The sequence below is a fragment of the Pseudomonas glycinae genome, from assembly GCF_001594225.2.
GTDB lineage: Bacteria > Pseudomonadota > Gammaproteobacteria > Pseudomonadales > Pseudomonadaceae > Aquipseudomonas > Aquipseudomonas glycinae.
This window is the reverse complement of sequence record NZ_CP014205.2, coordinates 2,596,224-2,616,412: the sequence shown is the minus strand read 5'-3', so window position 1 is coordinate 2,616,412 and position 20,189 is coordinate 2,596,224. Positions and strand designations below refer to the sequence as shown.

Sequence of the window (20,189 nt, the reverse complement as noted above, 5' to 3'; positions counted from 1 at the left end):
GGGGCGCTGTCGTCCAATTCCTAGAAAGTCTGGAGTCCTTATGTCGCTTACCCCTGAGTTGGTTGCCGAACTGGAAGTCCTCGCACTCTTCAACCTGGACAGTTCCCAGGAAGGTCTGAAAATTCATCAGACCGCTGCCCCGAAGCACATTGCCGCCGCACAACGCCTGTTCGAAAAAGAACTGACAGACCAGCCTGATGGCGGTTACCTGACCAGCCTCGGTCGCGATGCCGCACAAAACGTGCAAACCGTACTGACGATTCTCAAAGAGCAGCAAACCGCCTGATCCTCCCGACTTTGCCCACGGAAACCCCTGCCACGGGATTTCCGCGGGCCAGCCATGAAAACGTCCCCCATCGCCGCGCGATAGAAATCTGACGTCAAAAAACAAATTCAGCTTAAAACTCCTGCCGCTCAGGCGCTAAACTCCCGGACACCCGAGACCCCTTGCCTCCGAGCCCTGCGCGCCGGTTTGAGCCGACATGACCCGCACCCATGAAATCCGCCCCGACCTGGACGAAGGCATCGACCGCAAGGTACTCAGCCAGCTACGTGCACGTTTTCTGAAACTCAATGAAGGCCGCCTGAACCGGGCGCTGGAAGGTCTGTCGACGCGCCAGCAAAGCGTGCTCACGCTGCTGCCACTGTTTTTCCACGTCAATCATCCGCTGCTGCCCGGCTATGTCTCGGGCAGTACGCCGGCCGGGCTGTCGAATTACGAACCCGACGCCGATGTGCTGGCCGAAGCTCAGCGCCTGACGCGCTCGTTCTCCTATAAGCCGCGTCACGGCAGCAACCCGCCACGGCCGATTCACGGGCTGTTCCTGATGGGCAGCCTCGGCACGCTGGCCCAGGCCGACCAGAGCGACTTGGATGTGTGGGTCTGCCACGCCCCCGACCTGAGCGACAGCGAACTGGCCGAGCTGCGCAAGAAATGCCAGTTGCTCGAAACCTGGGCGGCCAGCCAGGGGGCCGAGGCGCACTTTTTCCTGATCGACCCGGAACGCTTCGTCAAAGGCGAGCGCGATACCCAACTCAGCTCCGAAGATTGCGGCACCACCCAGCATTACCTGCTGCTGGACGAGTTCTACCGCACCGCGATCTGGCTCGCCGGGCGCACGCCGATCTGGTGGCTGGTGCCGGTCTATGAAGAACGCGCCTACGATGCGTATACCCACACCCTGATTTCCAAGCGTTTCATCCGCAACGATGAAACCCTCGACCTGGGGCCGATGGCGCACATTCCGCCGGGCGAGTTTGTCGGCGCCGGGCTGTGGCAACTGTTCAAGGGCATCGAATCGCCTTACAAATCGGTGCTCAAGCTGCTGCTGACCGAGGTCTACGCCAGCGAACATCCCCACGTGCAGTGCCTGAGCCTGCGCTTCAAGCAGGCCGTATTTGCCAACCGGCTGGATCTCGACGAGCTGGACCCGTATATGGTGGTCTACCGCCGGATCGAGGAATACCTCACTGCGCGCAACGAGCCGGAACGCCTGGAGCTGGTACGCCGGGCGCTGTACCTCAAGGTCAACCGCAAGCTCACCGGCAACACCCGCACCCAAAGCTGGCAGCGCTCACTGTTGGAAAGACTGGCCAGCGAATGGCATTGGGATCAGCGGCAACTGGCGCTGCTCGACAGCCGCAGCCAGTGGAAAGTCCGCCAGGTCAGCGCCGAGCGCCGGGCGCTGGTAAACGAGCTGAACTACAGCTACCGCTTCCTGACCCAGTTCGCCCGCAGCGAGCAGACCGTCAGCCTGATCAACAAGCGCGACCTCAACGTTCTCGGCCGGCGCCTGTACGCAGCGTTCGAACGCAAGGCCGACAAGGTCGAGTTCATCAACCCCGGCATCGCCCCGGATCTGGCGGAAGACACCCTGACCCTGGTGCAATCGCCGAACAAAAAGGAACCGGGCCAAACCCAGTGGGGCCTGTACAACGGCAGCCTGACGGCGCTGGAGTGGGAACACTTCGCGCCGATCAAGCGCAGCCGCGAGTTGCTGGAACTGCTGACCTGGTGCCACCGCAACGGCGTGATCGACAGCAGCACCCGACTGGCGCTGCACCCCGGCACCAGCGATTTGAGCGAGTTCGAGCTGTTCAACCTGCTCGGCAGCCTGCAACAGAGCATCGCCCTGCCCTTGTCGACCGTTGCCGAAGAACCGCTGTTGCGTGCCGCCGTGCCGAGCGAAGTGCTGATGCTGGTGAATGTCGGGGTCGATCCGCTCAAGCATCACCGCGACCTGAACATCCTGATGACCACCGAACGCACGGATTCGCTGAGTTACGCCGGCGTGCGCGAGAATCTGGTGCTGACCCTGGATCAGGTCACGCTCAACAGCTGGAACGAAGTGCTGGTCAACCGCTTCGACGGCCCGCATGCCCTGATGGACTGCCTGCGCGATTACCTCAACAACCTGCCGCGCGGGTCGCAACAACCATCGCTGCGAGTGCGCTGTTTCTGTCACAACCGCGCGCAATTCATTGCGCGCCGGGTGGAAGAAATCGTCGACACCGCGCAGACCCTGTTGCTCAGCGACCTGAATCACCGCTACCTGATCCAGGTGCAGCAGTATTACCACGTGCTGGAACTGGTGCCGGGCCAGGTCAGCCATGTGGCCCTCGCCACCCTGCCGGCGCTGCTCGAATACCTGGGCGAGGAACAGCCGCGCTACAGCCCGCTGCACCTGGATCCGATGGCACTGGAAGACCACGATCTGGCGTTGATCCTGCCAATGGGCCAGCCCGAATGCATTCAGGTGTTCTACCGGATCACCGAACAAACCGCCGAGCTGTACGTACTCGACGAATTTAATGCGCTGTGGCAACAGCACCTGCCCTATCACGACGAGCAAAGCCTGTTGGTGCCATTGCAGCGGTTCCTGCAATCGATCCAGTTCCGGCGCGAAGCGCTGCTGCCGATGGACTCGGGCCACGCCGCCAGCCTTGAAATCTTGTATTACCAGTTATTGCCATCAGGACCGGGGCGCGCGCGACGGGTCGAAATGCGCCCCGCACCGCAGACGCCGGTCAACAAACCGTTCTACGACGTGCAGGCGATCGTCGGCAAAGCCGCGCCCGGCGAAGTGCAGGTCACGCTGTATTGCAATCAACGGGAATTCAGCGAACTGGAACATGGCGACCAGCTGTTCAGCGTGGTCGCCCGGGAGATCGTCGGACAGCGCCGGGAAAGCGAGCGCTACCGCTGCTACATCACCGACCTGGACCTGTCGGGTGTGATCGGTGACGGGCAGAGTTCAAGCAATCTGTATCTGCGTTACAAGGCCGACCTGGAACGCTCTCTGAACGAGGCGCTCGAGCAGGTCTGAGGCGGGTTACTCCGGGAAATCACCGCCGTTGGCCGGCTGCGATTCGACTTCGAGCAAAGTCAGTTTCAGGGTCTTGCCGCCCGGGGCCGGCCAGTCGATGTGCTGACCAACCTTCAGGCCCAGCAGCGCACTGCCGACCGGAGCCAGGATCGAGATTTTGCCTTCGTCGGCGTTGGCGTGCTTCGGATAGACCAGGGTCAGGTGGTAGTCCTTGCCACTGCTTTCTTCACGACAGTGCACGCGGGAATTCATCGTCACGACATCGGCAGGTACTTCATCGTGACCGACCAGGGTATCGGCGCGGTCCAGTTCGGTTTGCAGCGCGATCACGCCCGGCAGCGTGTCATCCAGGCTGTCGATCAGGCGCTCCAGACGTTGCACGTCCAGACGGGTAAGGGTGATGGAAGGTGCGGTCATGATCCGGGCAGACTCCTTTCTTCTGCACACAAAAAAAGCAAAACCCCGCCAAAAAAGACGGGGTTTTCACCAGGCCTCGATGGGTTGAGGCGTTTCCGGACACTAACACAGCTCAAAAAATATACAAGCTACGCCCCGGCGAGCTGCCGGCGCTGAGCCGCTCGCGCGCAAATCACCCGGCGGCGCTCGTCATCGGCCGAGCGCCACTCGCGGATGTCTTCGACATGGCGCATGCAACCGAGGCAGACCTTCTGCTCATCCAGCCGGCACACGCCAGTGCACGGCGAAGGCACGGCCGGGCTGACGTTGCTGTAAAGCGGCTTCGGCGGACGGACGGGCGCAGTATCAGTCACGAAATCACAGGCCTTCGAAATCGAATTCGGTGCCGGCCTGCTGCTTGACGATGCGCTCGAGCATTTCGCCCAGCTGCTCTTCGCTCTTGTCGCACATCCAGCGTTCGCTTTCTTCGTCGTAGTCGAAGTGGAAACCACCGGACACGGCGGCCAGCCACAGCTGACGCAACGGTTCCTGACGACTGAAGATCAGCTGGGTGCCGTTCTCGAACTTGACGGTCAGCACACCGGCCGAGTTCTCCATGTCGATGTCCAGGTCGCTGTCGTCGAAGATGTCTTCCAGTTTTTCCTGGGTTTCATCGACCAGATCGTGGAAACGGGCTTCGGACAAACTCATTGCGGCAACCTCAAAAAATGTCTGATCAGGCTCAAGCGCCGCAAGATACGGACGCTGCCAGCCGATTGCAAAGGATAACGACCAAGCGCCCTGCCCGGCGACGAAATATCCACCCGCCACGCGGGAATAGTTTCCGCGCCGCAGCCCGAGCCCCGCCGGACGGGAGTTCCGTCGCATAGGCAAGCTGCCGGGTGGCCGGTATACTCCGGCGCAATTAACGCATTTTCAAGGATTTCGCCATGAAGCGCCTGATCTCTTCCCTTGCTGCGCTCGTCGCGGTTGCCTGTCTCGTTTCGGCCTGCGGTCAGAAAGGCCCGCTGTACCTGCCCGATGAAGATCAGGACCCGGCCGAGCAAGCCCAGTCTTCGCAAAAGCAGCCTGTCTCCAAGGCACACAAGCACGACGTCTACTAAGGGATCGCCATGGACGCTTTTAACTACCGTGGCGGGGAACTGTTCGCGGAAGGTGTGGCGCTGTCCGCCATCGCCGATCGCTTCGGCACTCCTACCTACGTCTACTCCCGCGCGCACATCGAGGCCCAGTACCTGGCCTACGCCGATGCGCTGGCCGGCATGCCGCACCTGGTGTGCTTCGCGGTCAAGGCCAACTCCAACCTCGGTGTCCTGAATGTCCTGGCGCGTATCGGCGCCGGTTTCGACATCGTATCCCGTGGCGAGCTGGAACGTGTTCTGGCCGCCGGCGGCAGCCCGGACAAGATCGTGTTCTCCGGCGTCGGCAAAACCCGTGACGACATGCGCCGCGCGCTGGAAGTCGGCGTGCATTGCTTCAACGTCGAATCCACCGACGAGCTCGAGCGCCTGCAAGTGGTCGCCGCCGAACTGGGCGTTCGCGCGCCGATCTCGCTGCGCGTGAACCCGGACGTCGATGCCGGCACCCACCCGTACATTTCCACCGGTCTCAAAGAGAACAAGTTCGGCATCGCCATCGCCGACGCCGAAGACGTGTACGTGCGTGCCGCGCACCTGCCGAACCTGGAAGTGGTCGGCGTCGACTGCCACATCGGTTCGCAACTGACCACTCTGCCGCCGTTCCTCGATGCCCTCGACCGCCTGCTGGATCTGGTCGATCGCCTCGGCGATTGCGGTATCCACCTGCGCCACATCGATCTCGGTGGCGGCCTGGGTGTGCGTTATCGCGATGAAGAGCCGCCATTGGCCGCCGATTACATCAAGGCTGTGCGCGAGCGCCTGGTCGGTCGTGATCTGGCGCTGGTGTTCGAACCGGGCCGCTTCATCGTCGCCAACGCCGGCGTGCTGCTGACTCAGGTCGAGTACCTCAAGCACACCGAGCACAAAGACTTCGCCATCGTCGACGCGGCCATGAACGACCTGATCCGCCCGGCGCTGTACCAGGCCTGGATGGACGCGACCCCGGTCAAGCCACGCGAGACCGCTGCACGCAAGTACGACGTGGTCGGCCCGATCTGCGAAACCGGCGACTTCCTTGCCAAGGATCGCGAACTGGCGCTGGAAGAAGGCGATCTGCTGGCCGTGCATTCGGCCGGCGCCTACGGTTTCGTGATGAGCTCCAACTACAACACCCGCGGCCGCGCCGCCGAAGTGCTGGTGGATGGCGATCAGGCCTTTGAAGTGCGTCGCCGCGAAACCGTGGCCGAGCTGTTTGCCGGCGAAAGCCTGCTGCCGGAGTGACCCCATGCTGCTGCGTTTTACCAAGATGCATGGCCTGGGCAACGACTTCATGGTTCTCGACCTGGTCAGTCAGCACGCGCATATTCAGCCCAAGCACGCGAAAATGTGGGGCGACCGGCACACCGGCATCGGTTTCGACCAGTTGCTGATCGTCGAAGCGCCGAGCAACCCGGATGTGGATTTCCGTTACCGGATCTTCAACTCCGACGGTTCCGAAGTGGAGCAGTGCGGCAACGGTGCGCGCTGCTTCGCACGCTTCGTGCTCGACAAACGCCTGACCGCCAAACGGCAGATCCGCGTCGAGACCAAGGGCGGCATCATCGAACTGGACGTGCGTAACGACGGCCAGATCGGCGTGAACATGGGCGCCCCGCGCCTGGTGCCGGCGGACATCCCGTTCCAGGCGCCGGAGCAGGCCCTGAGTTATCAGGTCGATGTCGACGGTACGCCGGTCGATCTGGCGGCGGTGTCCATGGGCAACCCCCATGCGGTGCTGCGGGTCAGCGATATCAACACTGCACCGGTGCATGAACTGGGGCCGAAAATCGAACACCATCCGCGCTTTCCGGCGCGGGTCAATGTCGGCTTTCTCCAGGTCATCGACCGCCATCGCGCGCAACTGCGCGTGTGGGAGCGCGGCGCCGGGGAAACCCAGGCCTGCGGCACCGGTGCCTGCGCTGCTGCTGTAGCGGCGATCAGTCAGGGGTGGATGGATTCGCCACTGTTGATCGACCTGCCGGGCGGGCGTCTGTCCATAGAGTGGGCAGGCCCCGGCCAACCGGTGTTGATGACCGGCCCGGCAGTGCGCGTATACGAAGGACAAGTGCGTCTTTGAGTGAGCAGAAGCCATGACCGATAAGCCTCAGGTACCCGCCCGACAGTCCGGTGAATCAGCGTCCGAGAGCCTGGAGGCGGCAGCAGTTGCCGCGTACCTGGAGGCTCATCCGGACTTCTTCGTCGAGCATGAAGAACTGCTGCCGTCCCTGCGCATCCCCCATCAGCGCGGCGATACCGTCTCGCTGGTCGAGCGCCAGATGGCCATCCTGCGCGACCGCAACATCGAGATGCGTCATCGCCTCTCGCACCTGATGGACGTCGCCCGGGACAACGATCGCCTGTTCGACAAGACCCGTCGCCTGATCCTTGCACTGATGGACGCTGCCACCCTGGAAGACGTGGTGATCAGCGTCGAAGACAGCCTGCGCCAGGATTTCCAGGTGCCCTTCGTCAGCCTGATCCTGCTCGGCGACAACCCGGCCCCGGTTGGCCGCTGGGTGACCCACGCCGACGCGCAGACCGCCATCGGCGGATTGCTCACTGAGGGCAAGAGCGTCAGCGGCAGCCTGCGCGAACATGAACTGGACTTCCTGTTCGGCGAAGAGCAGCGCAAGCAGATCGGCTCCACCGCCGTGGTCGCCGTCAGCCATCAGGGCATCCACGGAATCCTGGCCATCGCCAGCCGTGATCCGCAGCACTACAAGAGCTCGGTCGGCACGCTGTTCCTCAGCTACATCGCCGAAGTCATGGGTCGCGTGCTGCCACGGGTCAACAGCTCCCTGCGCTCGGTACGCTGAGCATGGAACGACAACTGGACGCTTACTGCGAACACCTGCGCAGTGAGCGGCAGGTGTCGCCGCATACGCTGTCGGCCTACCGCCGCGATCTCGATAAAGTCCTCGGCTGGTGCATCAAACAGAACATTGGCAGTTGGCAGGCGCTCGACATCCAGCGCCTGCGCAGCCTGATCGCCCGTCTGCATGCCCAGGGCCAGTCCTCGCGCAGTCTGGCGCGCCTGCTTTCAGCGGTGCGCGGGCTCTATCACTATCTGAATCGTGAAGGTCTCTGCGATCACGATCCGGCCACCGGCCTGGCACCGCCCAAAGGCGAGCGCCGCTTGCCGAAAACCCTCGATACCGACCGAGCGCTGCAATTGCTCGAAGGCGCAGTCGAGGACGACTTTCTGGCCCGGCGCGATCAGGCGATTCTGGAATTGTTCTATTCCTCCGGCCTGCGGCTGTCAGAGCTGACCGGGCTCAATCTCGATCAGCTCGATCTGGCGGACGGCATGGTTCAAGTGCTCGGCAAAGGCAGCAAGACACGCCTGTTGCCGGTCGGCAAAAAGGCCCGTGAAGCACTGGAGCACTGGCTACCACTGCGGGCGCTAACCAACCCGGCAGACGACGCGGTATTCGTCAGCCAGCAAGGCCGACGCCTCGGCCCGCGCGCGATTCAGGTTCGGGTCAAACTCGCCGGCGAGCGCGAACTGGGGCAGAACCTGCACCCGCACATGTTGCGGCACTCCTTCGCCAGCCATTTGCTCGAATCCTCCCAGGACCTGCGCGCAGTGCAGGAACTGCTCGGCCACTCGGACATCAAGACCACCCAGATCTACACCCACCTGGACTTCCAGCACCTGGCGGCGGTCTACGACAGCGCCCATCCACGGGCCAAACGCATGAAAGGCGACGATTCATGAGCATCCAGTTGATCACCTTCGACCTCGACGACACCCTGTGGGACACCGCCCCGGTGATCGTCAGCGCCGAAGCGGTTTTGCGCGAATGGCTGAGCGAACATGCGCCGAATCTGGGCGCGGTGCCGGTGGAGCATCTGTGGTCGATCCGCGAGCGGGTGCTGGCCAGCGAGCCGGGATTGAAGCACCGCATCAGCGCGCTGCGCCGACGAGTGCTGTTCCATGCGCTGGAGGAAGCCGGGTACGCCCATGGCGAAGCTTCGGATCTGGCAGACAAGAGTTTTGAAGTGTTTCTGCATGCGCGGCATCAGATCGAAGTGTTTCCGGAAGTCGAGCCGATCCTGGAAACCCTCGCCAAACACTACGCCCTCGGCGTGGTCACCAACGGCAACGCCGATGTGCGTCGGTTGGGGCTGGCGGATTACTTCAAGTTTGCGCTGTGCGCCGAAGACATCGGCATCGCCAAGCCGGATGTGCGACTGTTCCATGAAGCGTTGCAGCGCGGTGGCGTGAGCGCCGAGGCGGCGGTGCATATCGGTGACCACCCGGGGGACGACATCGCCGGGGCGCAGCAAGCGGGATTGCGTGCGATCTGGTTCAACCCGGCCGGCAAGGTCTGGGAAGCGGAGCGCCTGCCGGATGCCGAGATTCGTAGCCTGAACGATCTGCCCGCGGTGCTCGCCCGCTGGAACAGCCGCGGCTAACTTTCTTTCGCCCATGAAAAAGCCCGCAGCGACGGCGGGCTTTTTCAGCAAGCGAGCGACACGCCTCAGATAGGGCGGCTGCCGTACTTGTTGTCCGGTTTCTTGGGCGGATCGGCGACCACGTTGGCCTCCACTTCCTGCACCTTGCCGCCGCGTGCAAGGAACTCTTCCATGGCCTTGGCCAGGGCATCGCGTTCCTTGTTCTTGGCTTCGATGCTCGGCAACTCGTCGACCGACACCGCAGCCTTGGCCTTGCCTTTGGCAGCCGGGGCCGGCGTATCGTCACCGCCATCGTCTTCAGCAACGTCTTCCGCTGCTGCTTCCAGACCGTCTTCGGCCTCGTCTTCGTCGCCTACTTCGAGGTCGTCGTTTTCCAGATCATCGTCGCTCATGTTCTACCTCATGACTTGCGAAAAGCAGATTAGTTATAGACCAGCTTTGGCGACTGTCGAAAGTCGCCGGAAAAAAATCGGTAACCATTGGTGACCAACGGTTTATGCCCCTTCACCGTGCAAGGTGGCGAGGACTTTACGGGCACCGCCATGATCACGGTGCTCGCCCAGATAAACGCCTTGCCAGGTACCCAGTGCCAGTCGGCCCGCCGTTACCGGCAAACTGATCTGACAGCCCAGCACGCTGGCCTTGAAGTGCGCCGGGAGGTCGTCCAGGCCTTCGTCGTTATGCTCATAGCCGTCTGCTCCTTGTGGGATCAGACGATTGAAAAATCGTTCGAAGTCGCGACGTACCGCCGGATCGGCGTTCTCGTTGATGGTCAACGACGCCGAGGTATGCTGCAGCCACAAATGCAACAGACCGACCCGGCATGCCTTGAGTTCAGGCAGGCCGGCGAGCAACTCGTCGGTCACCAGATGAAAGCCCCGGGGCCGTGCCCGCAGGGTTATCAGAGTCTGTTGCCACATACAGTTCTCCGCACGTTCGGGGCGCATTCTAGCGCGCTCTGGAAAAAAACAAAGGCCCTAATATTCCTTCAATGATGTAAGCCTTTGGCCGCAGAAAAACACTCGTCGTAAACACGACCAAAGCAGTACGAAAAATCCTTTCAGCTGTATCAGGGGAGACAAATTCCAGACAAAAAAATGCCCGGCGAACCGGGCAAGTTTTTTGCGGCGCGTGCTTACAGGTTGTAGCCGCGCTCGTTGTGTTGTGCCAGATCCAGGCCGACCGATTCTTCTTCCTCGGTCACGCGCAGACCCATCACGGCATCCAGTACCTTGAGGATGATGAAGGTGACGATCGCGGTGTAGATCACGGTGAAGCCGACGCCTTTGCACTGAATCCAGACTTGTGCGGCGATGTCGGTGACGGTGCCGAAGCCACCCAGCGACGGTGCAGCGAACACACCGGTCAGGATCGCGCCAAGGATACCGCCGATACCGTGCACGCCGAAGGCATCCAGGGAGTCGTCATAACCGAGTTTGCGTTTCAGGGTGGTGGCGCAGAAGAAGCACACCACGCCTGCCGCCAGACCGATGACCAGGGCGCCCATCGGGCCCACGGTGCCCGCGGCCGGAGTGATCGCCACCAGACCTGCAACGACGCCGGATGCGATACCCAGTGCGCTTGGTTTGCCGTGGGTGATCCACTCGGCGAACATCCAGCCCAGTGCAGCAGCGGCGGTCGCGATCTGGGTCACCAGCATCGCCATGCCGGCGGTGCCGTTGGCGGCCGCAGCGGAACCGGCGTTGAAGCCGAACCAGCCAACCCACAGCATCGCCGCGCCCATCAGGGTGTAACCCAGATTGTGTGGCGCCATCGGGGTGGTCGGGAAGCCTTTGCGCTTGCCCAGAACCAGGCAGGCAATCAGACCGGCCACACCGGCGTTGATGTGCACCACGGTGCCGCCGGCGAAGTCGAGTACGCCCCAGTCCCACATCAGGCCGCCGTTGCCGGACCAGACCATGTGCGCGATCGGTGCATAAACCAGGGTGAACCAGATGCCCATGAAGATCAGCATCGCGGAGAACTTCATCCGCTCGGCGAACGCACCGACGATCAGCGCCGGGGTGATGATCGCGAAGGTCATCTGGAAGGTGATGAAGACCGCCTCGGGGAACAGCGCCGCCGGGCCGGTCAGGCTCGCTGGCGTGACACCGGCGAGGAACGCCTTGCCGAAACCACCCACGAACGAGTTGAAGTTGACGACGCCCTGCTCCATGCCGGTGGTGTCGAACGCGATGCTGTAGCCATAAATGACCCACAGGACGCTGATCAGACCGGTAATGGCGAAGCACTGCATCATCACGGAAAGAATGTTTTTCGACCGAACCATGCCGCCGTAGAACAGCGCGAGGCCGGGAATGGTCATGAATAGCACGAGGGCTGTGGAGGTGAGCATCCAGGCGGTGTCGCCGGAGTTCAGGACTGGAGCTGCCACTTCGTCTGCCGCCATGGCCAGGCCGGGCATTACGATAGACAACAGGGCTCCTAGCCCTGCGAATTTACGCAGAGTCATATTGTTTTCTCCTGGGGCGTTGGGTTTGTGGCGGCGTTTAGATCGCGTCGGTATCGGTTTCGCCGGTACGGATGCGGATCGCCTGTTCCAGATTGACCACGAAGATCTTGCCGTCACCGATCTTGCCGGTGTTGGCAGCCTTGGTTATCGCCTCGATAACCCGATCCAGATCCTTGTCGTCGATGGCAACGTCGATTTTCACCTTGGGCAGAAAATCGACCACATACTCCGCGCCGCGATACAGCTCGGTGTGACCCTTCTGCCGACCGAAGCCTTTGACTTCAGTAACGGTAATGCCCTGCACGCCGATTTCGGACAGCGACTCGCGCACGTCGTCCAACTTGAACGGCTTGATGATGGCAGTGACTAGCTTCATGAAACTCTCTCCCGAATTGATGGACTTGCCCCAGGAAAACAAACCCGACTCAAGTCTAAGCGCAGTGCCTGGCTTTGTAACGCTTCGTTGTCGACGCCAGCTAACCGCTCCAGACGAAACTCCCCGCTCCGTCTGCCGCACTGCATTCGTCACAGCGACTGCATCAGTGCATGGGTCGAAGGTGACTAAGCAGAAAGCTTGCCATCTCGCCAAAAACCACTGATTTCAATCCCTTGGCCGCTGCCGCAGATGCCATCACCCAAATGGCACTCGGGATACGCACAACAACGGTGCGTGGCCGTGCATCCAGTTGCGCGAAAAGCGTGCATCCGTGCCTGCACCAATGACTATAGACACTGCGTGATACACTGCCGGCCATAGTTTCCAGGACATATCCCATGCTCGCGCCCAAAGACTTCCTCGACGCCCTGAGCGGCACCGCCTCCCGCCTGTTCAGCGGCGACACGCCCTTGCCAAAAGCCGAAATCGAAAGCCAGTTCAAGATGCTGCTGCAAAGCGCCTTCAGCAAACTGGACCTGGTGAGCCGCGAAGAGTTTGACAGTCAGATGGTAGTACTGGCGCGCACTCGCGCCCGGCTCGAGAGCCTTGAGGCGAAGGTGGCGGAAATGGAGGCGAAGCTGACGCCGCCGGCTGAGTAACACCTCGTGTCTTTGTGAATGCGGTCCCTTGTGGGAGCGGGCTTGCCCGCGAATGAAGGTCGGAACGACCTTCCCGCGATTCAGGATTCGCTATCGACTTCCGGCAGAATCCTACAGATTGCAACCCCGCCGTCCGATTGCGCCGTGAAGCCCTGATTCCTAAGCTCACCCAATGCTGAATGTTCAGCACTGGGTTTGGCGACCCGGCAACATTTGACGCAGCGCGATGATGTTCGAACGAGGGAAATACTCCCACCTCGAATTATGGCGGCTGTGCGTGGGAGACCTTCGGGTCTGCCGGTTTTCGAATGTCCCGGTTCGCCAATCCGCGCATAGCTGCCACCCTTTTTGTTTGGCGACGATCAGAGGCAGCTTTCTTCACCACATTCGAGAACCGAGTCATGGACGAAAGCTATTTAATTCCCAACGTCTTCATCCGCCACAAACTCCACCTTCACGCCCTTCTTATCCAGAACCAACCCTGGTTCTCCGCCCGCGACCTAGGCCGCCTGCTGCACATCTACCTCAACGAACGCATGCTGCGAAAACTCGACCCCGACCAATACCAAACCCGCAAAACCCTGATCCACAACCAGATCGAAAACACCCTCCTGATCAGCGAATCCGGCATCTACGCCCTCCTCGTCTATCACTACTGCCCCGAATACCGAGCGCTACGCGAATGGCTCACCCATCAGGTCATCCCCACCCTGCGCGACGCCCAGCACCCCACCACAAGCGAACGCCCACAGCTAAGCCTGCTGAATTGGCCCGAGATGTCGTTGAGTTTGCTGCACTGGAATAACCAGCCGTGGATTCGGTTGCAGGATGTGCCGCAGATGGTGGTAGAGCGGAAAAAACGAAAACACCCGGTGCCGAGCAGTTGGTGGAAAAGGGCTTCGCGGATGCTGCAATCGCTATAGGCCCGCATGCCGGAGCTGGGCCCTGCGTAAATCGTAAGTCGACTGAAGATTCATCCAGAACTCAGGCGTGGTGTTGAGGTGAATTGCCAGTCTGATTGCCAAATCGGCGCAGATCCTGAGTTGGCATTTCACAAGCTTCTCGATCTCGGTTTCAGGCCAGTTTGTGGGCATGGCCAAGTCCATGACCGTCATGCCCAACGGCTCCATGAATTCCTTATTCAGAACCTCACCCGGATGAATCGGGCGCATACCATTGCGGTCCATTTTTCGCCTCCAGAGGCTGCACTGAGCGGCCAAACTGGAGCATCCGACTTTGCGATACAAGACCGTCGAGTCGCTTTCGCTGGCGTCCTACAACTATTAGGGCATGCCCCTACAAAAATCAGCGTCTACGCCTGGTTATGCAGTCCTTACACCTGTCATTACATTGGCAAACGAAAATGCACCCATCAGGATGGAGGTCTCTGTGAAGGATAAAGAGAGGAAGACAAAGCTACTTCTGATTGTTGAACTACACCTTGAAGCACTCCGACTGGCTGGAAATATGTCAGCCAATCAACGGAGGTTTATTGAAGTCGCCCTTACGTGCGGACCTGAGCTTGAGCCAAGCGGCTTGTTGGCGGGCAGAAAATCCTGAATCCGTCCAAACCAACGTCCTTCACTTACGTAAGTACCGTCCTACAAGGACTGTCCCCCATGCCTGATTACGTGAGTATCCCTGCCTTCGCTACCTTCTGCGGCCTGATCCAAACAGAACACAGACAATGCGAAGAAAAGGAAAAGGTACCGAGCTCCGTAATCAGACACTCAAATCTGAAGCCCGCAAACTTGCACACCGAACCGTATCTATGGATCCGGAAGCATTAGCGGCCGGGGTGGATGCAACATCACTCGGAATTGAGCCAATTACTCCTGTAGCAATCAATGCATACCACCAGTGGAGCGGGCCCGTGAGCTATCCATGGGATGACGTGCTGAAGTGGAAAACCAAAGACGCAAAGGGTCTGGACCTGGCTTTTTGGTACGAAGGAGAACTGTGCGGCTTGTGTTACGCAACTCCGCGCAAAAGCACGATCTGCATAAAAATCATCCTTTTGCAGGGACGAACTGGCAGAACCCACACCTTGCGAGGCTGGATCGCACCCATGGCGCTACTGACAACTGAATTCTACGCACGGAGACTGGGATGTACTGAAATTGAGGTCCAGGAACCTGACTCTGGCGCCATCCCTTACTACCAAAAACTTGGCTTTCATTTCGACACAACCGACCGCCTTGTCTTTCCACTGGACGACCAATAAGATCGATTCATTCCTCCAGACACGAGAGGTGTCTATGAAACAGAAGAAGCGGAAAAAACAGCCGTTACTTGCATCCAGGCTTCGTGTAGAAGGGCCCAGTTTGGCCGATACGATTTCTGCCAGTCAGCGGAATTTTTTGAAGGTCGCCGCGACCTATGGCAAAGAATTGGAGCCAGATGGCTGGCTCGCCGGTGGCGGAACCTGAATCCCGAATTAAAAGACCGCCTGGTTGGCGGTTTTTTTTACGCCTGACGATTAATCATTTCGACTCCAGCAACATCCAGTGAAGGTTTGCCCAGGCAGCCGTCCCTCCAACACTCTCCTCCCCGACTACCCTTAAAAAACCGCAGGAAGCGGCCCCAGATTCAACTCAAGGAAAGACCATGTCACTCGCCATCGTCCATAGCCGCGCCCAGATTGGCGTGGATGCCCCCGCTGTCACCGTTGAAGTTCACCTCGCCAATGGCTTGCCCTCGCTGACCATGGTCGGCCTGCCCGAAGCGGCGGTGAAGGAGAGCAAGGACCGGGTGCGCAGTGCGATCATCAATTCCGGGCTGCAGTTTCCGGCGCGGCGGATCACCTTGAATCTGGCACCGGCGGATCTGCCCAAGGATGGCGGGCGGTTCGATCTGGCGATTGCGCTGGGGATACTGTCGGCGAGTGTGCAGGTGCCGACGTTGACGCTCGATGACGTGGAGTGTCTGGGTGAGCTGGCGTTATCCGGCGCCGTGCGGGCGGTGCGCGGGGTGTTGCCGGCGGCGCTGGCGGCGCGCAAGGCCGGGCGGACGCTGGTGGTGCCGCGGGCGAATGCCGAGGAGGCGTGTCTGGCGTCGGGACTGAGGGTGATTGCGGTGGATCATCTGCTGGAGGCCGTGGCGCATTTCAACGGGCATACACCGGTCGAGCCTTACGTCTCTGATGGGCTGATCCATGCCGCCAAACCCTATCCCGACTTGAATGAGGTACAAGGCCAACTGGCCGCCAAGCGGGCACTGCTGATTGCCGCCGCCGGTGCGCACAATCTGCTGTTCAGCGGGCCACCGGGGACGGGCAAGACGTTGCTGGCCAGTCGTTTGCCGGGCTTGCTGCCACCGCTGGCCGAGAGTGAAGCGCTGGAAGTGGCGGCGATTCAATCCGTCGCCAGCGGGGCGCCGCTGACTCACTGGCCGCAGCGCCCGTTCCGCCAACCGCATCACTCGGCCTCCGGGCCGGCACTGGTCGGAGGCAGCTCAAAACCGCAACCCGGCGAAATCACCCTCGCCCACCACGGCGTATTGTTTCTTGATGAACTGCCCGAGTTTGACCGCAAGGTGCTGGAGGTCCTGCGCGAACCGCTGGAATCCGGCTGCATCGTCATCGCACGGGCCAAGGAACGGGTGCGGTTTCCCGCCCGATTCCAGCTGGTGGCAGCGATGAATCCCTGCCCTTGTGGATATCTTGGCGAGCCCAGCGGCAAGTGCTCGTGCACGCCGGACATGGTGCAGCGCTATCGCAACAAGTTATCGGGGCCGTTGCTCGATCGGATCGATTTGCACCTGACGGTGGCGAGGGAAGCGACAGCGTTGAACCCGGCGGTGAAACCGGGAGAGGACAGCGCCAGCGCAGCCACATTGGTCGCCGAGGCCCGCGAACGCCAGCAAAGACGCCAGGGGTGCGCCAATGCGTTTCTCGATTTGCCGGGGCTGAAGAAGCACTGCAAGTTATCCACAGCCGATGAAACCTGGCTGGAGACGGCGTGCGAAAGACTGACCTTGTCGCTGCGCTCGGCGCATCGGCTGCTCAAGGTCGCGCGGACACTGGCGGATCTGGAGAAGCGTGCGGATATCAGTCGCGAACATCTGGCCGAAGCGTTGCAGTATCGGCCGGCGACTCAGTAAGTGCCGAGATTGTGGTGGCCCCAAACGCAAGCAGGCTCGCTCCCACAAGTCCAACATAGATCCTGTGGGAGCGAGCCTGCTCGCGATCGCTATTTCAGAGACGCCTCAACGGAAGCGGTCGACCTCTTGGCGCAGGTCGGCTGCCAGGCCTTCCAGCTCCTTGGCGGTGATGGCCAGGTTCGACACCACTTCGCGCTGCTCGCTGTTGGCCATCGCGATGCTCTGCAAGTTACTGCTGAGCAAAGTCGCGGTGCTGCTCTGCTCCTGAGTCGCGGTGGTGATCGCGGCAAACTGCTCACCCGCCGAGCGACTTTGCTCGTCAATGCGCGCAAGTGCCGAGGCCACGTTGGCGTTACGCGACAGGCCTTCCTGCATCAGCAGGTTGCCCTGCTCCATGGTGCTGATGGCGTTACCGGTTTCCTGCTGAATGCTGTGAATCATGCTGGAAATTTCATCCGTCGCCTGACGGGTACGCGAGGCCAGGCTGCGCACCTCGTCGGCCACCACGGCAAAGCCGCGACCTTGCTCACCGGCACGGGCCGCTTCGATGGCCGCGTTGAGTGCCAGCAGGTTGGTCTGTTCGGCAATCGAGGTGATAACGCTGACGATGCCGCCGATTTCCTGGGAGCGCTGACCGAGCGTATTGATCACGGTCGCGGTGGTGTTCAGTGCGCCGGCAATCTGCTCCAGCGAGGAAGACGCCTCTTCCATCGACGTACGACCGATCTGAGTCTGCTGGGCGTTTTCCTGGGCCAGACGCTGGGTGTTGCCCATGTTGTCGGCAATGTTCAGCGAGGTGGCGGAGAACTCCTCTACCGCGCCGGCCATGCTGGTGATCTCGCCGGACTGCTGCTCCATGCCTTCGTACGCGCCACCGGACAGACCGGACAGCGCTTGAGCCCGGCGGTTGACCTCTTCCGAAGCGCGGCGGATGTGCTCGACCATGGTCGACAGTGCCTGACTCATCTGGTTGAACGCGCGAGCCAGCTGACCGATCTCGTCGTTGCTCGACACGCTCAGGCGCACGCTCAGATCACCGGCGCCCAGGGCTTCGGCCTGACGCACCAGATCGCCCAGCGGCGCCAGCTTGCTGCGCAGCAACCAGACCACGGAGCCGACCGCCAGCAACATCGCCAGCAGGCTGCCGATGGCCAGTTGGGTGCCGACGCTCCAGGTCACCGCGCGGATCTCGGTCTTCGGCATGCTTGCCACCACCGACCACGGTCCACCCTCGAACGGCACGGCGATGCTGTAGAAGTCTTCGGACTTGTCGCTCCAGAACCGGCCTTTACCCGGCGCCTTCGCCAAATCGTTGACCACAGGAATCGCTTGATCGAGCGCCTGCACGCCCGCCGGCGCGACCAGCCATTGATTCTTCTCGTCCAGCAGCGCCAGCGAGCCGGTCTGGCCGATGCGGAAGCGCTTGAGGTTGTCGAACTGGGCGTTTTGCGCGTCGGTGTAATCGAAGCCGACGAACAACACCGCAATCACCTTGCCGCTGCTGTCTCGCACCGGGGTGTATTGGGTCATGTAGGAGCGATCGAACAGCAGAGCGCGACCGACGTAGCCCTGCCCTGCCATCAATTTCGCATAGGCCGGGTGAGCGTGATCGAGCACGGTGCCGATGGCGCGGGTGCCATCCTGTTTGGTCAGCGAGGTGCTGACGCGGATGAAGTCTTCGCCGCTGCGCACGAACAGCGTGGCGACACCCGCCGTCATCTGTTTGAACTCGTCGACTTCCTTGAAGTTGTTGTTCAACACTTCGCTGCCTAGGTGCAGGCCCGGCGTCTGGGTGCCGGCCACGGTCACCGGCTCGCTCGGATGAATGCTCAGACCTGCACTGAAGCGCTTCTCGAACAGCCCGCTCAGGCGCTGGGTGCTTTCACGCAGCGTGCCGTGGAAGGTGCTCAATTGGTCGGCGAGCAGGCGTGCCTCGCTGGCCAGGTGTTCTTCACGGGTGGCGAGGTTGGCGGTATCCAGCGAACGCAAAGCAAAGACGGTACTGCCGCTGATGACTATCGCCAGTATCACGGCGAGCGCGAGGCCCAGCTGCGAGGCGATCCGAGCGCGAGGTTGAGACATGGACAGCTCCTGGCCGAACTTCCGATCCTCCTTGATCGCAGCTCGGATAATTTTCTAATGGGGGGTGAATCGTGGAGACCGGCACGACGGTTCCACATGCACGTATTCGGCGGTAAAACCGAATACTTGAGCGAAAAACAGGGTTATGGCGAAAGGCCGGCATTGTGCAGGCTCGAACGATTCAGCTCAAGCGCGTGACCGCCGGCAGCGCCATGCCGCGCACTTCGTTTTGCAGGAAGTCGCTGAGGCGGCGCAAACGTTCACCTCCCGGACGGGTCTTTGGCCACACCAGGTAATAATTCAGTCCGCTGGCGACCGCCGTCGGCCACGGCAGACTCAGGCGCCCTTGCGCGACATCCTCGGCCACCATCAGCAGATCGCCCATGGACACCCCATAGCCCCGGGCCGCCGCGATCATGCCCAGTTCCAGGGTATCGAAAACCTGCCCGCCCTTGAGCGACACCTGATCTGACAGCCCCATGTGCTCCAGCCAGCTACGCCAGTCCCGGCGATCCGGCGTCGGGTGCAACAACTCGGCGCTGGCCAGTCGCGCCACATCCCAGGGCTGATCGTTGAGCAGGTTCGGCGCGCCGACCGGAATCAGCTCTTCGGGAAACAGCAGACTGGCTTCCCAGTCCAGCGGAAAATGCCCGTCGCTCAGCAATACTGCGCAATCGAAGGGCTCGTTGTTGAAGTCCACCGAATCCACATCCATCCACGCACTGGTCAGTTGCACCTCATTGCCGGGCTGCAAATGGCGGAATCGACTGAGCCGCGCCAGCAACCAGCGCATGGTCAGGGTCGACGGGGCCTTCATGCGCAGGATGTCATCTTCCGCACGCAAGGTATTGCAGGCTCGCTCCAGCGCGGCGAAGCCTTCGCGGATGCCCGGCAGCAGCAGGCGTGCCGACTCGGTCAGTTGCAGGTTGCGCCCGCTGCGATGGAACAAGCGGCAGGCGAAGTGCTCTTCGAGCGTACGGATGTGCCGGCTCACCGCACTCTGGGTAATCGACAATTCTTCAGCCGCCCGGGTGAACGAACTGTGGCGCGCCGCCGCTTCGAATGCGCGCAGGGCATACAAGGGTGGAAGACGACGGGACATGCACAGCGCTCCAATGGCGGGATTGCGTCAACTTAGCAGAATCGCGGCAGGATGAGTTTTAATCATGCCACCCATCCTTTTTATCCCTTTGTGCAACCTGCGCCAAACCCTGAGAA

At 61.1% G+C, this 20,189-nt stretch carries 23 protein-coding genes; 13 read left to right on the top strand and 10 right to left on the bottom strand.

Annotated features, from left to right (window positions below; translation table 11 throughout):
* Window positions 1-40 precede the first annotated feature (40 nt).
* Window positions 41-286 (top strand): TIGR02647 family protein, encoded by a 246-nt coding sequence (locus AWU82_RS11745; RefSeq protein WP_007951883.1) that lies wholly within the window; start codon window positions 41-43, stop codon window positions 284-286.
* Between the two features lie 196 nt (window positions 287-482).
* The gene (locus AWU82_RS11740) at window positions 483-3,326 is read left to right on the top strand and encodes a class I adenylate cyclase (RefSeq protein WP_064379884.1); all 2,844 of its coding nucleotides are present in this window, start codon (window positions 483-485) and stop codon (window positions 3,324-3,326) included.
* A 6-nt stretch (window positions 3,327-3,332) separates the two neighbouring features.
* Here AWU82_RS11740 and rnk read toward each other — a convergent pair whose 3' ends face one another.
* From rnk to cyaY, 3 genes are all read right to left on the bottom strand, one after another.
* Window positions 3,333-3,743 carry a nucleoside diphosphate kinase regulator gene (gene rnk, locus AWU82_RS11735; protein ID WP_064379882.1) on the bottom strand — a complete coding sequence of 137 codons (411 nt, stop codon included), beginning with the start codon at window positions 3,741-3,743 and terminating at the stop codon, window positions 3,333-3,335.
* A gap of 128 nt (window positions 3,744-3,871) precedes the next feature.
* On the bottom strand, window positions 3,872-4,096 hold the full coding sequence (locus AWU82_RS11730; protein ID WP_084776915.1) for a DUF1289 domain-containing protein: 225 nt from the start codon (window positions 4,094-4,096) through the stop codon (window positions 3,872-3,874).
* A 4-nt stretch (window positions 4,097-4,100) separates the two neighbouring features.
* Window positions 4,101-4,433, bottom strand: coding sequence for an iron donor protein CyaY (cyaY, locus tag AWU82_RS11725; RefSeq protein WP_007951887.1), 333 nt, complete (start codon window positions 4,431-4,433; stop codon window positions 4,101-4,103).
* A 239-nt stretch (window positions 4,434-4,672) separates the two neighbouring features.
* Here cyaY and lptM point away from each other — a divergent pair, with 239 nt between their 5' ends.
* The 6 genes from lptM to AWU82_RS11695 are packed head-to-tail and all read left to right on the top strand — an operon-like array spanning window position 4,673 to window position 9,280.
* Window positions 4,673-4,846, top strand: coding sequence for an LPS translocon maturation chaperone LptM (gene lptM, locus AWU82_RS11720; protein WP_007951888.1), 174 nt, complete (start codon window positions 4,673-4,675; stop codon window positions 4,844-4,846).
* Window positions 4,847-4,855: 9 nt separating this feature from the next.
* Window positions 4,856-6,103: a diaminopimelate decarboxylase gene (lysA, locus tag AWU82_RS11715; protein WP_064379880.1), complete on the top strand. Its 1,248-nt coding sequence runs from the start codon at window positions 4,856-4,858 to the stop codon at window positions 6,101-6,103.
* Between the two features lie 4 nt (window positions 6,104-6,107).
* Entirely contained in the window at window positions 6,108-6,938 is an 831-nt protein-coding gene (gene dapF, locus AWU82_RS11710) for a diaminopimelate epimerase (protein ID WP_011336523.1), read from the top strand.
* A 13-nt stretch (window positions 6,939-6,951) separates the two neighbouring features.
* The gene (locus AWU82_RS11705; protein ID WP_007951894.1) at window positions 6,952-7,677 is read left to right on the top strand and encodes a DUF484 family protein; all 726 of its coding nucleotides are present in this window, start codon (window positions 6,952-6,954) and stop codon (window positions 7,675-7,677) included.
* A 2-nt stretch (window positions 7,678-7,679) separates the two neighbouring features.
* Entirely contained in the window at window positions 7,680-8,579 is a 900-nt protein-coding gene (gene xerC, locus AWU82_RS11700; RefSeq protein WP_064379878.1) for a tyrosine recombinase XerC, read from the top strand.
* Window positions 8,576-9,280 carry an HAD family hydrolase gene (locus AWU82_RS11695; protein WP_064379876.1) on the top strand — a complete coding sequence of 235 codons (705 nt, stop codon included), beginning with the start codon at window positions 8,576-8,578 and terminating at the stop codon, window positions 9,278-9,280. Before xerC ends, AWU82_RS11695 begins: the two co-directional genes overlap by 4 nt.
* Window positions 9,281-9,345: 65 nt before the next feature.
* On the opposite strand, the gene sutA is transcribed toward AWU82_RS11695, so the two are convergent.
* From sutA to glnK, 4 genes are all read right to left on the bottom strand, one after another.
* Window positions 9,346-9,672: a dormancy-specific transcriptional regulator SutA gene (gene sutA / locus AWU82_RS11690; protein ID WP_007951900.1), complete on the bottom strand. Its 327-nt coding sequence runs from the start codon at window positions 9,670-9,672 to the stop codon at window positions 9,346-9,348.
* A gap of 102 nt (window positions 9,673-9,774) precedes the next feature.
* Window positions 9,775-10,200, bottom strand: a complete 426-nt coding sequence (locus tag AWU82_RS11685) for a secondary thiamine-phosphate synthase enzyme YjbQ (RefSeq protein ID WP_011336526.1) — start codon at window positions 10,198-10,200, stop codon at window positions 9,775-9,777.
* A 215-nt stretch (window positions 10,201-10,415) separates the two neighbouring features.
* Window positions 10,416-11,753: an ammonium transporter gene (locus AWU82_RS11680; RefSeq protein WP_007951904.1), complete on the bottom strand. Its 1,338-nt coding sequence runs from the start codon at window positions 11,751-11,753 to the stop codon at window positions 10,416-10,418.
* A 37-nt stretch (window positions 11,754-11,790) separates the two neighbouring features.
* Window positions 11,791-12,129, bottom strand: a complete 339-nt coding sequence (gene glnK, locus AWU82_RS11675) for a P-II family nitrogen regulator (RefSeq protein ID WP_002555808.1) — start codon at window positions 12,127-12,129, stop codon at window positions 11,791-11,793.
* Window positions 12,130-12,527: 398 nt separating this feature from the next.
* On the opposite strand from glnK, the gene AWU82_RS11670 reads away from it, so the two are divergent.
* The gene (locus AWU82_RS11670; RefSeq protein ID WP_007920416.1) at window positions 12,528-12,788 is read left to right on the top strand and encodes an accessory factor UbiK family protein; all 261 of its coding nucleotides are present in this window, start codon (window positions 12,528-12,530) and stop codon (window positions 12,786-12,788) included.
* Window positions 12,789-13,189: 401 nt separating this feature from the next.
* Window positions 13,190-13,711 (top strand): BRO-N domain-containing protein, encoded by a 522-nt coding sequence (locus tag AWU82_RS11665; RefSeq protein ID WP_064379874.1) that lies wholly within the window; start codon window positions 13,190-13,192, stop codon window positions 13,709-13,711.
* On the opposite strand, the gene AWU82_RS11660 is transcribed toward AWU82_RS11665, so the two are convergent.
* Window positions 13,706-13,975, bottom strand: coding sequence for a HigA family addiction module antitoxin (locus AWU82_RS11660; RefSeq protein WP_064379873.1), 270 nt, complete (start codon window positions 13,973-13,975; stop codon window positions 13,706-13,708). The two genes, AWU82_RS11665 and AWU82_RS11660, sit on opposite strands and share 6 nt — an antisense overlap.
* Before the next feature lie 584 nt (window positions 13,976-14,559).
* Between AWU82_RS11660 and AWU82_RS11655 the strand changes: the two genes are divergently transcribed.
* The 3 genes from AWU82_RS11655 to AWU82_RS11645 all read left to right on the top strand — a co-directional run bounded on the left by AWU82_RS11655 (window position 14,560) and on the right by AWU82_RS11645 (window position 16,889).
* Window positions 14,560-15,012, top strand: coding sequence for a GNAT family N-acetyltransferase (locus AWU82_RS11655; RefSeq protein ID WP_371915525.1), 453 nt, complete (start codon window positions 14,560-14,562; stop codon window positions 15,010-15,012).
* 34 nt (window positions 15,013-15,046) lie between these two features.
* The gene (locus AWU82_RS11650) at window positions 15,047-15,217 is read left to right on the top strand and encodes a hypothetical protein (protein ID WP_170928908.1); all 171 of its coding nucleotides are present in this window, start codon (window positions 15,047-15,049) and stop codon (window positions 15,215-15,217) included.
* Window positions 15,218-15,395: 178 nt separating this feature from the next.
* Window positions 15,396-16,889: a YifB family Mg chelatase-like AAA ATPase gene (locus AWU82_RS11645; protein ID WP_064379868.1), complete on the top strand. Its 1,494-nt coding sequence runs from the start codon at window positions 15,396-15,398 to the stop codon at window positions 16,887-16,889.
* A gap of 105 nt (window positions 16,890-16,994) precedes the next feature.
* Here AWU82_RS11645 and AWU82_RS11640 read toward each other — a convergent pair whose 3' ends face one another.
* Together AWU82_RS11640 and AWU82_RS11635 are read right to left on the bottom strand one after the other, a co-directional pair.
* A complete protein-coding gene (locus tag AWU82_RS11640) occupies window positions 16,995-18,971 on the bottom strand; it encodes a methyl-accepting chemotaxis protein (protein ID WP_064379867.1) in 1,977 nt (658 codons plus the stop codon).
* Between the two features lie 181 nt (window positions 18,972-19,152).
* Window positions 19,153-20,073 carry a LysR substrate-binding domain-containing protein gene (locus AWU82_RS11635; protein ID WP_064379864.1) on the bottom strand — a complete coding sequence of 307 codons (921 nt, stop codon included), beginning with the start codon at window positions 20,071-20,073 and terminating at the stop codon, window positions 19,153-19,155.
* Window positions 20,074-20,189 lie beyond the last annotated feature (116 nt).

Coding starts and splice junctions, on each gene's coding strand:
- rnk (WP_064379882.1), bottom strand. CDS start 3,743: ATGACCGCACCTTCCATCACCCTTACCCGTCTGGACGTGCAACGTCTG.
- glnK (WP_002555808.1), bottom strand. CDS start 12,129: ATGAAGCTAGTCACTGCCATCATCAAGCCGTTCAAGTTGGACGACGTG.
- xerC (WP_064379878.1), top strand. CDS start 7,680: ATGGAACGACAACTGGACGCTTACTGCGAACACCTGCGCAGTGAGCGG.
- AWU82_RS11660 (WP_064379873.1), bottom strand. CDS start 13,975: ATGGACCGCAATGGTATGCGCCCGATTCATCCGGGTGAGGTTCTGAAT.
- lptM (WP_007951888.1), top strand. CDS start 4,673: ATGAAGCGCCTGATCTCTTCCCTTGCTGCGCTCGTCGCGGTTGCCTGT.
- AWU82_RS11705 (WP_007951894.1), top strand. CDS start 6,952: ATGACCGATAAGCCTCAGGTACCCGCCCGACAGTCCGGTGAATCAGCG.
- AWU82_RS11670 (WP_007920416.1), top strand. CDS start 12,528: ATGCTCGCGCCCAAAGACTTCCTCGACGCCCTGAGCGGCACCGCCTCC.
- AWU82_RS11665 (WP_064379874.1), top strand. CDS start 13,190: ATGGACGAAAGCTATTTAATTCCCAACGTCTTCATCCGCCACAAACTC.
- AWU82_RS11650 (WP_170928908.1), top strand. CDS start 15,047: ATGAAACAGAAGAAGCGGAAAAAACAGCCGTTACTTGCATCCAGGCTT.
- AWU82_RS11635 (WP_064379864.1), bottom strand. CDS start 20,073: ATGTCCCGTCGTCTTCCACCCTTGTATGCCCTGCGCGCATTCGAAGCG.
- AWU82_RS11655 (WP_371915525.1), top strand. CDS start 14,560: ATGGATCCGGAAGCATTAGCGGCCGGGGTGGATGCAACATCACTCGGA.
- AWU82_RS11680 (WP_007951904.1), bottom strand. CDS start 11,753: ATGACTCTGCGTAAATTCGCAGGGCTAGGAGCCCTGTTGTCTATCGTA.
- AWU82_RS11695 (WP_064379876.1), top strand. CDS start 8,576: ATGAGCATCCAGTTGATCACCTTCGACCTCGACGACACCCTGTGGGAC.
- AWU82_RS11740 (WP_064379884.1), top strand. CDS start 483: ATGACCCGCACCCATGAAATCCGCCCCGACCTGGACGAAGGCATCGAC.
- cyaY (WP_007951887.1), bottom strand. CDS start 4,433: ATGAGTTTGTCCGAAGCCCGTTTCCACGATCTGGTCGATGAAACCCAG.
- AWU82_RS11745 (WP_007951883.1), top strand. CDS start 41: ATGTCGCTTACCCCTGAGTTGGTTGCCGAACTGGAAGTCCTCGCACTC.
- lysA (WP_064379880.1), top strand. CDS start 4,856: ATGGACGCTTTTAACTACCGTGGCGGGGAACTGTTCGCGGAAGGTGTG.
- AWU82_RS11685 (WP_011336526.1), bottom strand. CDS start 10,200: ATGTGGCAACAGACTCTGATAACCCTGCGGGCACGGCCCCGGGGCTTT.
- sutA (WP_007951900.1), bottom strand. CDS start 9,672: ATGAGCGACGATGATCTGGAAAACGACGACCTCGAAGTAGGCGACGAA.
- AWU82_RS11640 (WP_064379867.1), bottom strand. CDS start 18,971: ATGTCTCAACCTCGCGCTCGGATCGCCTCGCAGCTGGGCCTCGCGCTC.
- dapF (WP_011336523.1), top strand. CDS start 6,108: ATGCTGCTGCGTTTTACCAAGATGCATGGCCTGGGCAACGACTTCATG.
- AWU82_RS11645 (WP_064379868.1), top strand. CDS start 15,396: ATGTCACTCGCCATCGTCCATAGCCGCGCCCAGATTGGCGTGGATGCC.